We start from the raw sequence: 15032 nt of genomic DNA, 5'->3' as shown, positions 1-15032 counted from the left end.
AAGTAAAAACAAATTGGAGGAATTTTGATGAATTATCTTGCTATCGATATTGGCGCTTCAAGTGGTCGTTTGATCCATGCCAATCTTAATGAATTAGGCCGTTTTGACTTACAGGAAGTCCATCGCTTCAAAAATGGATTTGAAAAAATCGATGGTGTCGCAAAGTGGCCGCTCACACATCTAGTCACTGAAATCTTAAAAGGTTTGGAAAAAGCCAAGCAACAAGGTATCGCAGAATGTTATGTCGGCATCGATACTTGGGGTGTCGATTATGGCTTGCTTGATGTTGATGGTCATTTGATCGACGCCCCGACGAGCTATCGTGATGAGCGAACGAAAGAAGCCATCCCACAATTTGAACAAAACATGCTACTAGATGAACTTTACCAAAAAACAGGTATCCAAATGCAACCATTCAACACGGTGTTTCAATTACTTGTTGAAGAAAAAGAAATGTTAATAAATGCCCATCGTTTGTTATTGATGCCTGATCTACTCGGTTACCTCTTCACTGGAGAAGCAGTCACCGAAAAGACTAATGCGTCTACTATGCAGCTTCTGAACTTAGAAACTCGGAAATGGGACTCAGATATTTTAGCTGTTCTAGGCATCGACGCTTCGCTTTTCCCACGAATCACCGAGCCTGGACAGATTCTAGGCGAATTACAAACTGCCCAATTTCCGACCTATGATCTGCCAAAAGCGACCTTTATCACGATTGCTTCTCACGACACTGCTTCAGCAGTTGTCGGCACACCCGCGACTGGCAAAGATTGGGCATACATCAGTTCAGGCACTTGGTCGTTGATGGGTGTAGAGATTCCTGAAGGCATTTCAACAAAAGAAGCATTTGAAGCTAACTTTACAAATGAATGGGGTGTGCAAGGAACCATTCGCTTCTTAAAAAATATCATGGGTATGTGGTTGATCCAAGAAGTTGCTCGTTTGCAAGATGGTGCCTATAGTTTTGCTGAATTGGCAGAACTGGCAGAACAGGAAGCGCCTTTCCAACAATTGATCAATGTCAACGACCCACGTTTCTTGAATCCCCAAAATATGATTCAAGAATTACAAGATTATTGTAAAGAAACAAACCAATCTATCCCTCAAACCCCTGGTCAGCTGGCTCGCTGTATCTATGACAATTTAGCTCTATGCTACGCTGTCGAACTAGAGAACTTAGCACGGATCACCGGAATAGAATTTCATCATTTACACATCGTCGGTGGGGGTTCAAATAATACCTTCCTTAATCAGCTGACAGCCGATATTTGCAATATCGAAGTCGAAGCAGGACCAGATGAAGCGACCGCTATTGGCAATCTAATGGTCCAAATGATTGCAACGAACGGCTACGGTACGTTGCAACTGGCGCGTGAAGCGATCAGAGATTCTGTTTCATTAGCCACTTTTCACCCTCGACATACCGAGGAAATGACACAAGCACTTGCTAGATATAAAGAATTTTTAATATAAAAGGAGAGATTCAATATGATGAATGTCAAAGAACGTTATGAAGAAGCCAAAGCAAAATATGCGAGTATCGGTGTCGATACTGAGGAGGTCTTGCAGAAACTCGCAGAAGTGAAGATTTCGATGCACTGTTGGCAAGGCGATGATGTCAAAGGTTTCTTGACACCAGATGGAGAATTAACAGGTGGCATCATGGCTACAGGAAACTATCCTGGAGCCGCACATACGCCGGACCAATTACGCCAAGATTTAGAAAAAGCTTTCTCATTGATTCCTGGGAATCATAAATTGAATTTACATGCCATGTATCTAGATACAGACGAACCGGTCGATTTAAATGAGATCGAACCAAAACATTTCGAGAAATGGGTCGCATGGGCAAAAGAACAAGGCATCGGTCTTGATTTCAATCCAACCTTCTTCTCTCACCCAATGATGAAAGATGGCTTGACACTTGCTCATCCAGACAAAGAAGTACGGGATTACTGGATCGAACATGGGAAACGCGCTCGTAAAATCGCCGAGTATATGGGAAAAGAAATTGGACAAACATGTATCGATAATTTTTGGATGCCTGATGGAATGAAAGACAATCCAATCGACCGCCTATCTCCACGCCAACGGTTGATGGAATCTTTAGATGAGATTTTCTCAGAAGAACTCAACGAAGAATATACACAAGATGCCGTAGAATCCAAACTATTTGGACTTGGTGCCGAAGCTTACACAGTAGGTTCACACGAATTTTATATGGGCTATGGATTGACACGTAACAAATTGATCTGCCTAGACGCAGGACACTTCCATCCAACTGAAGTCATCTCCAATAAACTTTCGTCTTTAGCCTTATTCTCAAAAGGGATCATGCTCCACATCTCTCGTCCTGTGCGTTGGGATTCAGACCATGTTGTGATCATGGATGATGAATTACAAGAAATCGGCAAAGAATTAGTCCGCAATCATTTACTTGAAAAAACAGCGATCGGACTCGATTTCTTTGACGCAACCATCAACCGGATCGCCGCATGGGCAATCGGCACAAGAAATACGCAAAAGGCATTGTTAAAAGCCATGCTTGAACCAATCGAAGAATTAAAAGAAGCCGAACTAAACTTCGACTTCACCAAACGCTTAGCCTTCACTGAAGAATTAAAAGACTTCCCATACGCCGACGTTTGGAATTACTTCTGTGAAATCAACAACGTCCCAGTAGGCATGGACTGGTACCAAGAAGTCCTACAATACGAAAAAGACGTACAAAGTAAGAGGTTGTGAAAGAAGCGTTCTGGCCTGAGCAGTAAGATAGAAAATCAAAAAATAGCTCCTCATATTTTATGATTTTTTAGCTTAATGTTGAAGGTCAGCTTCTTGAACACCGTTTATCATAGGTCGTGAGAAAGCCGTTTAGCTCCGAGTATTAAGACGGAAATCGAGAAAATAGTTCCTCATATTTTTTCGATTTTTGACTTAATATTGAAGGAGCTGGCTTTCGAACACCGTTTATCACAGGTTGTGAAAGAAGCGCTCTGACCTGAGCAGTAAGATAGAAAATCGAAAATGGCTGGTTCATTTTTGATTTTTCTGGCTTATGACCGAAGTGTTGCTTCATGAACACTATCTATCAAGTTGTAAAAAAGCCCCTCGCCTATCAACAGAAGCCTTCGAGAATCCGTCTAACTGATTTTGAGGTTCTTTCTGTTGATTTACAAAATAACCACATACTACATGTTCTTTCTATTCATCAGAAAAAGAAAAGAGGTCTCACTCGTGAAAAAATCAGCGATGCTCACTGCTCCATTTGTACAAGAGATGATTCAAGCAACAACCAATATGTACCGCCTAGGATGGGATGAACGTAATGGTGGGAATATCACCTACTTATTAGAAGAAGCACAAGTCTTACCTTTTATCGACCCTACGAAAGTTTTACGAACACTACCGTTGCCATTTGATGCCCAACAATTAGCCGGAAGGTATTTCTTAGTGACAGGGTCTGGAAAATATTTTAAAAATGTACAGGCAGAGCCAGAAGAAAATCTTGGATTGATCCGTGTGACCGGAGATGGTCATGCGATCGACATTTTATGGGGATTAAGCCCTGATTCTGTTCCGACTTCTGAGTTACCAAGTCATTTCATGAGCCATATCGCTCGATTAAGTGTCGATCCAGATAACCGCATCGTCATGCATTGTCACGCAACACACTTGTTAGCCATGACTTTTAGCCATCCACTTTCTGAACGCGAATTGACTCGTACATTATGGCAAATGTGTACAGAGTGCTTAGTTGTCTTCCCAGAAGGCATCTCGGTCATTCCATGGTTAGTTCCCGGTTCGAATGAAATCGGCGAAGCAACTGCTGCAAAAATGAAAGAAACCCGTTTAGTCGTTTGGCCACAACATGGAATCTATGGTTCTGGAAAAGATATGGATGAAACATTTGGTTTGATCGAAACAGCTGAAAAAGCTGCCCAAGTCTATACGATCGTCATGGCCCAAGGTGGCATCAAACAAACGTTAGAAGATGACAATTTGAAATTACTGGCTGATGCGTTTAGGGTTGTCCCACGTGCTGGCTATTTGAACGATTAACAGTCGTGAGGTGCAAAATGAAATCCAATGTCGAAAAAATGATTGCTGGTGAGGTCTATCGTCAAGATGAAGAATTATTGCAGCTTCGTTTGGTCACGAGAGATCTCCTTTATGAATTCAATCATATCCATCCTCGAAAATTATCTGAGCGTCAGCAATTGATCAAAAAAATGTTCAAGCAAACTGGGGACAAACTCTTTGTTGAACAACCCTTTCATTGCGACTATGGAATCAACATCACCGTTGGAGAAAACTTTTTAGCCAATAATAATTGCACGTTACTTGATGTTGCTCCGATCACGATTGGTAAGGATGTCTTACTTGCTCCAAATGTGGGGATATACACAGCCGGCCATGCCTTAGATCCTGTTTTACGACAAGAGTACCAAGCAGAATTTGGGGCACCTGTTAGGATCGGCGACAACGTCTGGATCGGTGCAAATACATCCATACTGCCCGGGGTGACAATCGGTGATCATGTAGTGATTGGGGCAGGAAGTGTCGTCACGAAGGATATTCCAGCTAATTCTTTAGCAGTAGGAAATCCTTGCCGTGTGGTGCGGACATTCAATAAAAAAGATCGCACCTATTATTTCAAAAAACTGCGTTATCCACCAGAATATATAATTTCTGAAACCGACCTACCTAAAGGAGAGTAAACCAAATGGCAAATCGAATGATTTTAAATGAAACATCCTATCATGGAAAAGGGGCTATTACAGCTATCCCAACGGAATTTCATGCCAGAAATTTCAAAAAAGCAGTGGTGATCACCGATAAAGAGCTGCATAAAATCGGTGTCGTAGCAAAAGTCACCACCTTATTAGATGAGGCAGAGATTGCTTATGAAATCTACGACGGTATCGTACCTAATCCAACGATCGAGAATGTCAAAGAGGGCGTGACTTTCGTTCAAGAAGCAAAAGCGGATGTGATCCTGGCAATTGGCGGAGGTTCGCCGATCGACACAGCCAAAGCCATTGGAATCATCGTAACGAATCCAGAGTTTTCTGATGTCCGTAGTCTAGAAGGTGTGGCAGATACAAAACATCCAAGCTTGCCGATCTTAGCTGTTCCGACGACTTCTGGTACGGCCGCTGAAGTCACGATCAACTATGTGATCACTGACAAAGAGCGTTCTCGTAAATTTGTATGTGTTGATCCTCATGATATTCCAATCGTTGCCTTTGTTGACAGTGATTTGATGATGGGCATGCCGAAAGCCTTGTGTGCGGCAACTGGGATGGATGCGATGACTCATGCTATCGAGGGATTGATCACGAAAGGTTCATGGGAAATGAGTGATATGTTCCATCTCAAAGCCATTGAGATCATCGGTCGTAGTTTAGCCGATTCCGTGAATGGTGATCCAAAAGGTCGAGAAGATATGGCTTTAGGACAGTACCTTGCAGGAATGGGTTTTTCAAATGTTGGTTTAGGTCTTGTGCATGGAATGGCTCATCCATTATCCGCATGGTATGACATCCCCCACGGTGTCGCTTGCGCTGCCTTATTACCAACGGTCATGAAATACAATAAAGAGTTTACAGACAATAAATATCGAGAAATCGCGAAGGCACTGAACATCAAAGACGCAGAATCTCGTTCCATCCAAGATATTCGTGATGCCGCTTGTGAAGCGATTGACGCTTTATCGAAGAAAGTTGGCATCCCTGCGACGATCTCCGAACTAGGTGTCAAAGAAGCGGATATTGCAAAAATTGCTGAAGATGCGTTCAATGATGTCTGTACCCCAGGAAATCCAAGAGAAACGAACGTGTCAGAGATCATTGACATCTATCAAAGCTTGATGTAAGTTTATCGACTCTCTTGTTGTTACGACTTGACTGATCAATTAAAAATGGTTCTCTTGGTTTGTGAATAACGACCAAGAGAACCATTTATTTTAATATAGAAAATTTATTTCATTAAACCATCAACGTGTACATACCTACTGCGACGATTGCACCAACCATTGGTCCTGCAATCGGTACCCATGAATAACCCCAGTCAGAACCACCTTTATTAGCGATTGGTAAAATCGCATGAGCGATACGTGGACCTAGATCACGAGCTGGATTGATCGCATATCCTGTTGAACCACCTAGTGATAACCCGATAGCTAAAATCAATCCTCCAACAGCAAAGACATTTGTTCCACCCGCAAATTCTGTTTGGCCAAATGCCAATAGTCCTAAGACTAAAACGAACGTACCGATCAACTCTGTAATAAAGTTAGCAGGATAGTTGCGGATGGCTGGTCCAGTCGCAAAGGTTCCTAAGATTGCCCCTTGATCCTTTGTTGCTGACCAATGTGGCAAATAAGATAACCAAACAAGTACCGCACCGACGATTGCACCTAGTAATTGCGCGATGATGAATGGGAAAACCAAATTCCAACCGATTGCCCCTGTCATTGCCATCCCAAGTGTCACCGCAGGATTTAAATGAGCGGGTCCCATGAATCCTGAAATAAATACTGCCATCGTAACAGCCATTGCCCAACCAAATGCAATGACGATCCAACCGGAGGCTTGCGCTTTACTTTTGTTTAAATTCACTGCTGCACATACGCCGTCCCCTAAAAGGATCAAAATCATCGTTCCAATAAATTCCCCCATGATTTGGGTCATGTCTGCATTCATTTTATTTTTCTCCTTTCAGGTCACGTAAGTCTGACTCAGCGATCAGTTGCTCTAAATGTTGTGTTTCACGTTCTTTTTCTTCGTCTGTCCATTCAAAGTATGCAGCAATCGCATCAATGATCGGTTGTTTGATGGCATCTAACTGATCTCTTTCAAAAAGTAGATGGTTGGTACGGCGAATCAAATAGTCACCTGGAACTAAGACCATTTCGTTTTCTAATCCGTAACGCAGACGCGCAGATTCTGCCAAAGTCAATCCTGGATAAGGATTCATTTCTTTTGCTAATTCAAAGATGTGTTTCGCATTTGTTCCATAGAAATCTGCGATATATGCAGCATCTTTTTCATCAAGACCTGCTTCCACACCGATTTTTGTATATTCTTCGACCATTTCTTCTTGTTTCGTCGGATCAAAATCGCCGCCTGAGATCGAATAAGTCTTGGAATCAATCTCTTTTACAGTTACACCATACTCTTCTTGTAACAGTTGACGGATCAATTTCATCGCGCCTTCTGCCATTTTGCGATAATCGGTGATTTTACCACCAGATAAAGTAACTAGTCCATCTGGTTCACGTTCTAATGAACTACCGCGAGAAACAGTGGATGGTGCTTTTTCATCACGACTACTTTCTAAATGATTCAACACATCTTCGACTTCTACTCGTGATACCTTGCTTTCTTTGTAATCCGTCACCGTATCAACGACTTTACGGAAACTTTTATCAGAGATCGAACCGTTATCACCACCGTTGTAGTCAGAACCAGCATTGCCGATCAATAACGGACGTAATCCTGCCCAACTTGATTCGATATCAGCCAAAGTGATATTTGCTTCTGGATAACGATGATTGATCACGTCTAGTAAGTAATCCACATCTTCCTGTGTTACTTGAGGGTCTGTAAAATCGCCTTGGTAATCGGTATCTGTTGTCCCAAAATACGTTTTGTTTTCACGAGGAATCGCAAAGACCATCCGACCATCTTGTTTTCCTGTATCGAAATAAGTAGGCTGTGGCACAGGCAGTTTCTTCGCGTCTACTACTAAATGGACGCCTTTTGTCGGACGCATTTTTGGTGAGATCGCACGCTTGAAGTTCAGGTTACGGATCTTGTCCACCCATGGTCCACTTGTGTTGATCACTACTTTTGCTCGGATCTCAATGACTTCATCACTTAACAAATCACGCGCTTTGACTCCGATGATCTGGTCACCTTCATAGATAAAACCGGTAGCTTTCATTTTGCTGACCAGATATGCTCCGTCTTCTGCCGCTTTTTTGATATTATCGATCACTAAACGGGAATCATTATTCCGGAAATCCAAGTAAACACCGGCACCTGTTAAGCCATCTTTTTTAAGAAACGGCTCACGTTCAAGAACTTCTTCAGGTGTCAACGTATAGTTTTCATACTTCGTTCCAGTTACTTTTGCTAATTTATCATAAAGATCCATCGCTACTTTTACAGAAAACATATTGAATGTCGTTGCGCCTTCTCCTTCATAAATCGGCAACAACATCGGATCTGGTTTAGGGATATGCGGTGCCACTTGTTGTACCACTGCACGTTCGCCTACTGTATCTGCGACCACTTCAACGTCAAACGTTTTTAGGTAACGAATCCCCCCATGAACTAACTTGGTTGAGCGTGAAGAAGTTCCTTCTGCAAAATCCTGCATTTCGATCAAACCGGTTTTAATACCTGAAGCAGCTGCTTGGATTGCTACACCTGCACCAGTGATTCCGCCCCCAATAATCAAAAGATCTAATTCTTCTTGTTTCATGTGGTCAATGTTATCTTGTCTTGTTTTTTTTGAAAACATCTTGTGTTCCCTCCCTTTACTCAAATGCTTGAGTTGCTTTCACTGCTTTTTTCCAACCAGTGTAAAGTTTTTCTCTACGCTCTTCTGGCATTTCCGCCTCGAAGATTTTACCAGCTTCATAAAACTCACGAATTTCATCCGTATCTTTCCAGTAACCAACGGCTAATCCTGCAAGAAAGGCAGCACCTAATGCAGTGGTCTCCAAGTTACCGGCACGTTGGATCGGTACATTCAAGATATCTGTTTGGAACTGCATCAAGTATTCATTATTGGCTGCACCTCCATCAACTTTTAACACAGGAATCTGGATGCCGGTATCATCTTGCATCGTATCGATGATATCTCGAACTTGGTAGGCAATGGATTGTAATGTCGCCTTGATGATATCCTCTTTCGTTGTTCCTCGAGTAAGACCAAACATAGAACCACGTGCTGCTTGATCCCAGTAAGGAGCGCCAAGTCCAACAAAAGCAGGTACAACGTAAACTTCGTCATCACTAGTTGAACGCTTCGCTGCATCTTCTGAATCACTCGCTTTTTGTAGCATTTGCAGACCGTCACGCAACCATTGGATGGAAGAACCGGCAACGAAGATACTCCCTTCTAGCGCATAGTAAACCTTTCCATTTATTCCGTAACCAATCGTCGTCAACAGATTGTTTTTAGATAATTGTGGTTTTTCACCTGTGTTCATCACAATAAATGAACCTGTACCATACGTATTTTTGACCATTCCTGGCTCAAAAGCCATTTGACCGAATAAGGCCGCTTGTTGGTCTCCTGCCATCCCAGAAATCGGTGCTTCACTACCATAGAAGTGGTACCCTTGTGTATAACCGTAAATCTCTGAATTTGAGGTTACTTTCGGTAACATCACTCGTGGAATATTCAGTAGATCTAAGATTTCTTGATCCCAATCCAATTCATGGATATTGAACAACATTGTACGACTCGCATTCGAGTAATCGGTTACATGTGCTTGCCCATCTGTCAATTTCCAAACAAGCCAAGAATCGATCGTTCCAAACATCAACTCGCCTTTTTCTGCTCGCTCTTGTGCACCTTCTACATGGTCTAAGATCCAGCGAATCTTAGTAGCAGAGAAATACGCATCAATGACTAAACCAGTTTTTTCATGGAAAAACTCTTGGTGTCCGTCTTCTTTTAATTTGTTAGCAATACCAGCTGATTGACGCGATTGCCAAACTACAGCATGATAAATCGGACGTCCTGTATCTTTTTCCCAAATCACTGTTGTTTCACGTTGATTCGTGATACCAATACCGGCGATTTGTGTTGGCTTGATACCAGATTCAATAAACGCACCTGCGATAACTGATTGTACGGAGTTCCAGATTTCATTCGCATCATGTTCTACCCAGCTTTCCCGGGGAAAATATTGTGTGAATTCCTTTTGCGAACTACCGATGTGTCTTCCTTTTTTATCAAAGATAATCGCTCGTGAGCTTGTTGTCCCTTGGTCAATCGCCATGATATACGTTGATTCTGTCATTATGATCTCCTCCATTTTTGCAAACGCTTTCTTTAACTACTTTTATGGTACACCTATTTAAGGAGTAGAAACTGCCAAAAAAATAGCAATTCACTTTTTTTTTGACAGTTTTTTAATTTTTGGCTTTTTTTTCTTGCTCGATTTTTTGCTTTAACCTTAAAATATCATAACTTGAAGCAAACTCCGATAGATAATAGTACTCTTGACCTTTTTTATCCTGATTGAAGGTGATCACAAAATCATAACTTTTTTCTGGTTGGACTTCTTCGATCACGATCCCGCTGATCCCCTTTAACTCTCGAATCAAGAACTGTTGGAAAGCAACCCGATAGATCGGTAATGATTGTAGATCAATGCCAATAACCACAGATTTTTCAATATAGAAATCGATCATCATCAAAATATTCGCGTATTGACTCATCAGATTATCCAAAACTTGATTGGTCAATTTTTTCATAGGAAGCTGTTCGACTGTCGTTTTTTTCAATCGTTCAAGTAATTGAGTCAACGAATCACCCAACATCCGTTGTTGTTGGATGAGTAAGTGTGGCGGATCATAGATGGTTAAATAGCCATAAAAAAAGTATAACTCATTATTGATTTGTGCCAAGTGATACCCAATTGTTTTCTCTTCCTTGATTTTTAGACGCCTTGGTCGATAATGCCACAGCATGGTTTCTCGAATATACATATCCAACACCGCTGTAGGTAACTTTTTGCTACGAGTCAACTCGTATTGATAAAATGTCTCTTCCTCCAGTACCGAGAAAGTAACGAGAAAACTATAAAACATCATCGACTCATACGCCGTAACATCAGCTGCTGTTCGACTAAGATATAAGGAAATCACCGGATGGATGGTCTGGTACAGTTGATCCTCTTGGTATATTTCTTTTTTCTCTTTTGTACTAGAAAACTTCATCTTATCTGACAGTAACCTTTTCCGTGTAATACCGATCCATGTCGCAATTTTTGTCGATGATTGTGGGGAAAAAGTTGTATTCAACACATGCGCCAATCCTACTATCAACGGACGCTTATCTGGAGTATCTTGTAAATACTGTGGTCTTTGTGACTCTGGGAAAAATTGAAATAAGGAATAATAAAAATAACGGATCTGGAGCTCTTCTCCTTGGATTTGTCCATTCTTTATCTGTAGAGAGAACTCTTTCAATAGCTGATTCAATTCTTTGGTTTTCCTAAAGACAGAGGATTCACTGATCGTAAAAGCTGTTGCCAAACGAACACTTGAAGCTTGTTGGTGTTCAAGAAGATACGTCAAGATCTGATATTTCACGCTTTGTTGTACCAAAAAAAGCATGATTTTTTCTAAACTCGTATGCTCATCTAATTCAAGGACGACTTGAAATTCATTTTTTCGGACAGAAATCTTTGTTTTCATCATACGACCGATCAATTCAAGGTCTTCGATATATTGGTCGAAGGCAGATTTTGATAATTTCACAGAGGAGCGCAACTCATTGATTGAAGCGGAACCACCTTCTAATACAAGCATTCGTAAAATCTCAATTTGGATTTGCTCTTTTTTTTCTAAAAATTCTTCAATCTTCATCGAAAGAATCAACCACCTTTACAAGAGCTGTTGGCGCTCGATACTCTGGTTGAAAGAAGAATTCGCGCGCTTCCAGGTCTGCGAGTGTCCATCCTTCCTCAACTGCTAAAGTCAGTCGGTCTAAAAGATAGAAAATAACTGCTTGGCTATGACATTGCGCGCCAATCAGTTTTCCTTCTTCCGTCAATAGCACTTTTATTTGGATCAACTCCTGATTCGCAGCAGAAGCTCTAGTGGTTAAATATTGTGTGTTGATTTCCCCAGCATAAAAGATACTTTCGCTTTCTGTTAAACCGACACTCCCAAAATAATGTCCGAACCAGTGATTACCGATTGGACGATACGTACCTAAATCCTTCTTTTGTTGCCCACTGATATTTTTACTGGCGATCTTCGCCGTTCGAATCGCATTGTTGACTAAAGACACGTACATCTTTTCTTGCGTTGGTCGATAGGTTACTTGGATGGCATCGCCAATAGCATAAATATTTTCCTGGGATGTTTGCAGGTAGTCATTTACCCAGATCGTCCCATCATCATTCAATCGCAAGGATTCTTCCCATAATTGATTATCTGGTCGGGTGTAATTTGCTAACAAGACTAAATCATACGTCTCACTTCTTTTTTCCGTGAAGATCTTTGTTTGTTCTGCTTCAATGATTTCTTGTACTTGTTCATTTAAGAAATATCGAATACCTCCATTGTTCAGCTCGCGATACAACGGCTTGATCATCTCTGGATCAAAATATCGGAATAAAACTGTCGATTGGCTTTCGTACAGATGAAGTTCTTTTCCCAGGTTCACTAATCCTTCGATGAGTTCCAAGCCAACTTGCCCTGCACCGACCACTGCGATTTTTTTTGCATTTCCAATACGTTGTTGGAATTGTTGCGAAGTTTTAGGATCTTTGATTGTCCAAATCGTGTCGTTTTCTTGTGTACTAAAACGGAAGCGTTGTTGTGAGCCTGTCGCAATCACAAGAAAATCGAAAGACAATATTTCCCCATCATTTAATTGGATTTGGTTTTTATCGCTGTTTAGCGCAGTCACTTCTGTTTCTACCCGTACTGCTATCTGATGTTCTTGAGTCAATTGCTCTTTAGTGATCCAATAATGATGGGCTTCTTCATGAAATTCCCCTTTTAAAATCAAATTGACACTATTCGGGATAAAACCTATCCGCGCTTGCTTCTCAATAATGATTATCTCACTTTCTGGACAGTCGTTGCGCAAAGAAATAGCTGTCTGAATGCCCGCAAATGAGCCACCGACGATTACGATCCTCATATGTTATTCTCCTCTTTTTCATCTGTTATCCTTAGAGTATCATTTCTTAGAAAACGTTTCAATCAGTAAAGGGTATCGTGGTGGACGCTCGCTGGAAATAAGCAGATAATCCCTTTCACTAAGCCACGCTATTGAACTAGAAGAACGAAAAAAATTAGTTGAAACATCGAAGATAAAAACACAAGGAGCACTCGAAATTTGTTGGTTTTCGAATGTCCCTTGTGTTTTTGTGCGTATACACTGCCTGACTTATGCCACGCTTTCTGATCTTAGCTTTAAATTTTATAGCCAATGCCCCAAACCGTTTTAATATAGGAAGACTGCTTGTGCGTGTCATGCATTTTTTCTCTTAAATTTCGAATGTGGACCATGATGGTATTATTGGAGGAAGTATAATATTTTTCGCCCCAAATTTCATGAAACATTTCTTCAGAGCTGATGACTTGTCCCTGGCGTTCCATCAATAATTTTAAGATGGAAAATTCGATTGGTGTCAGAAAAAGCTCCTCTTCCTGTAAAAAACATTTTCGTTTATCAACATCTAATACCAAATCTTTAACGATCAATTTGTGTTTATCAAATCCATTGTACTGAGTGGATCGCCGAATCTGGGCCTTCACTCGGGCAATTACTTCTAAAGGGCGAAAGGGCTTCGTAATATAATCGTCTGCGCCAATCGTCAATCCTGTGATCTTATCGATTTCCTCGGTTTTTGCGGTCAACATGATGATCGGATATTTATGATTTTTTCGGATTTCTTTACAAAGTTCGAACCCAGAGATGTCCGGTAGCATCACGTCAAGAATTGCCAGTGAAAATGTATTTTGTTCAATTTGTGTTTGAGCAGATTTCCCATCAGAGCAAGTCGTTACTAAAAAATTCTCGTTCTGCAAATAAAAGAGAATTAGGTCTGAAATTTCTTTTTCATCTTCAACTAAAAGTATTTTTTCCAATCGTATCGACCGTCCTTTTCAACTTAGTTGCTTTCTGATACCTTCATTTTTGTATTACCCAAAGGCAAAGTAACAAACATCTGGATTTCATTATTTTTGCTGGCAGCTTGAATGGTTCCTTGATGAGCCAGAATGATTTCTTTGGCGATCGCTAGACCTAGTCCCGCACCGCCGGTTTTTGTTGAACGGGCTTGATCAAGGCGATAAAACTTTTCAAATAATGCTTCCAGCTGCTCTTGTTCGATGAGCTCACTTTGATTGGCAAGAATAAAGGTTGCTTGATGCTCAGAAACCGATAGTTCCATTGTGATCATTGTATGTTCAGGTGCGTAGGCGATCGCATTTTTCAATAGATTATTCAATACTCTGGCTAACTGTTCACTATCAGCTTCAATTTTCAAGCTTTCCGGTCCGATATAACGAACCTCTTGTCCTTTTTCTTTCAACAACGGGTAAAATTCTTCCTGGATTTGTTTTAATAAGAACACAAAATCAAGTTCTCGTTTAAACAATTGGATATCTTGAAGATTGAATCGAGTAATATCGAAAAATTCATTCATCAGTGTTTCCAACCGTTCAGACTTTTCAAGAGCGATAGTCAGAGACTGAGCCATTTGTTCGTTCGTTAAGTTCTTTGTATCCAATAATAAGTTGAGGTAGCCGATCACGGAGGCTAAAGGTGTCTTCAAGTCGTGAGCCAAATAAGTGATCAAGTCCTTTGTTCGTTGGGTTTCTTCCTTTAGGAGGGTTTCATTTCGGTTCATCGTATTTTTTATTTTTAACAATTCATTATCGATTGGCATACTTCTAGTCGAAGCTTCCGTAGACCCAGAGAAAAAAGGCTGAATGCCTTCAGCGATTTGTGTAATCTTTTTTCTTGAGTAGTAGCGATAGATAAAATAGTTGATTAAGGAAACGATAAAAATAAGAAAGAGAGAGAATGCTAATAGGAGTTGCTTGATCATCGTCCAATCAACAAAATTTCCAATAATCGTCCCCCCTTCCCCGTCACTCGTTCCAACAACTTCTTGCATGACAAATTTTGAAAAAAAATCGTCGATGACCATGTGAATGATTCTTGTCTCCTTTATTAGCCAAACGATTCCTAATAATAAGCAGATGCCTAAAAAGGAAAAAACAAAGCGAGGATGTTTAATATGCATGAAAAGT

The 15032-nt window shown here is 40.9% G+C and carries 12 protein-coding genes; 5 read left to right on the top strand and 7 right to left on the bottom strand.

The window, feature by feature from the left end; genetic code table 11:
- Positions 1-27: 27 nt before the first annotated feature.
- The 5 genes from rhaB (at position 28) to fucO (ending at position 5881) form a co-directional block, all read left to right on the top strand.
- The gene (gene rhaB / locus IGJ95_RS02215) at positions 28-1476 is read left to right on the top strand and encodes a rhamnulokinase (RefSeq protein ID WP_438761393.1); all 1449 of its coding nucleotides are present in this window, start codon (positions 28-30) and stop codon (positions 1474-1476) included.
- 15 nt (positions 1477-1491) lie between these two features.
- A complete protein-coding gene (gene rhaA, locus IGJ95_RS02210) occupies positions 1492-2748 on the top strand; it encodes an L-rhamnose isomerase (protein ID WP_438761391.1) in 1257 nt (418 codons plus the stop codon).
- A gap of 492 nt (positions 2749-3240) precedes the next feature.
- Positions 3241-4065 (top strand): rhamnulose-1-phosphate aldolase, encoded by an 825-nt coding sequence (gene rhaD / locus IGJ95_RS02205; RefSeq protein ID WP_244062883.1) that lies wholly within the window; start codon positions 3241-3243, stop codon positions 4063-4065.
- Between the two features lie 17 nt (positions 4066-4082).
- Positions 4083-4724 (top strand): sugar O-acetyltransferase, encoded by a 642-nt coding sequence (locus IGJ95_RS02200; protein ID WP_010736416.1) that lies wholly within the window; start codon positions 4083-4085, stop codon positions 4722-4724.
- A gap of 5 nt (positions 4725-4729) precedes the next feature.
- Positions 4730-5881: a lactaldehyde reductase gene (gene fucO, locus IGJ95_RS02195; RefSeq protein ID WP_096081349.1), complete on the top strand. Its 1152-nt coding sequence runs from the start codon at positions 4730-4732 to the stop codon at positions 5879-5881.
- A 112-nt stretch (positions 5882-5993) separates the two neighbouring features.
- Here the strand turns inward: fucO and IGJ95_RS02190 are convergent, their stop codons facing one another.
- The 7 genes from IGJ95_RS02190 to IGJ95_RS02160 form a co-directional block, all read right to left on the bottom strand.
- A complete protein-coding gene (locus tag IGJ95_RS02190; protein ID WP_010736418.1) occupies positions 5994-6710 on the bottom strand; it encodes an MIP/aquaporin family protein in 717 nt (238 codons plus the stop codon).
- Between the two features lies 1 nt (position 6711).
- The gene (glpO, locus tag IGJ95_RS02185; RefSeq protein WP_010736419.1) at positions 6712-8535 is read right to left on the bottom strand and encodes a type 1 glycerol-3-phosphate oxidase; all 1824 of its coding nucleotides are present in this window, start codon (positions 8533-8535) and stop codon (positions 6712-6714) included.
- A 16-nt stretch (positions 8536-8551) separates the two neighbouring features.
- Positions 8552-10048 carry a glycerol kinase GlpK gene (glpK, locus tag IGJ95_RS02180; RefSeq protein ID WP_023519042.1) on the bottom strand — a complete coding sequence of 499 codons (1497 nt, stop codon included), beginning with the start codon at positions 10046-10048 and terminating at the stop codon, positions 8552-8554.
- 112 nt (positions 10049-10160) lie between these two features.
- Entirely contained in the window at positions 10161-11621 is a 1461-nt protein-coding gene (locus IGJ95_RS02175) for a helix-turn-helix domain-containing protein (protein WP_438761388.1), read from the bottom strand.
- On the bottom strand, positions 11611-12909 hold the full coding sequence (locus IGJ95_RS02170) for an NAD(P)/FAD-dependent oxidoreductase (protein WP_153829917.1): 1299 nt from the start codon (positions 12907-12909) through the stop codon (positions 11611-11613). Before IGJ95_RS02170 ends, IGJ95_RS02175 begins: the two co-directional genes overlap by 11 nt.
- 275 nt (positions 12910-13184) lie before the next feature.
- On the bottom strand, positions 13185-13862 hold the full coding sequence (locus IGJ95_RS02165) for a response regulator transcription factor (protein ID WP_010736423.1): 678 nt from the start codon (positions 13860-13862) through the stop codon (positions 13185-13187).
- Positions 13863-13885: 23 nt separating this feature from the next.
- On the bottom strand, positions 13886-15025 hold the full coding sequence (locus tag IGJ95_RS02160) for a sensor histidine kinase (RefSeq protein ID WP_153829918.1): 1140 nt from the start codon (positions 15023-15025) through the stop codon (positions 13886-13888).
- Between the last annotated feature and the right edge of the window lie 7 nt (positions 15026-15032).

Source organism: Enterococcus sp. AZ156, from assembly GCF_051714165.1.
Classification (GTDB): Bacteria; Bacillota; Bacilli; order Lactobacillales; family Enterococcaceae; genus Enterococcus_B; species Enterococcus_B pernyi.
This window is presented reverse-complemented; position numbering and strand designations above follow the sequence as displayed.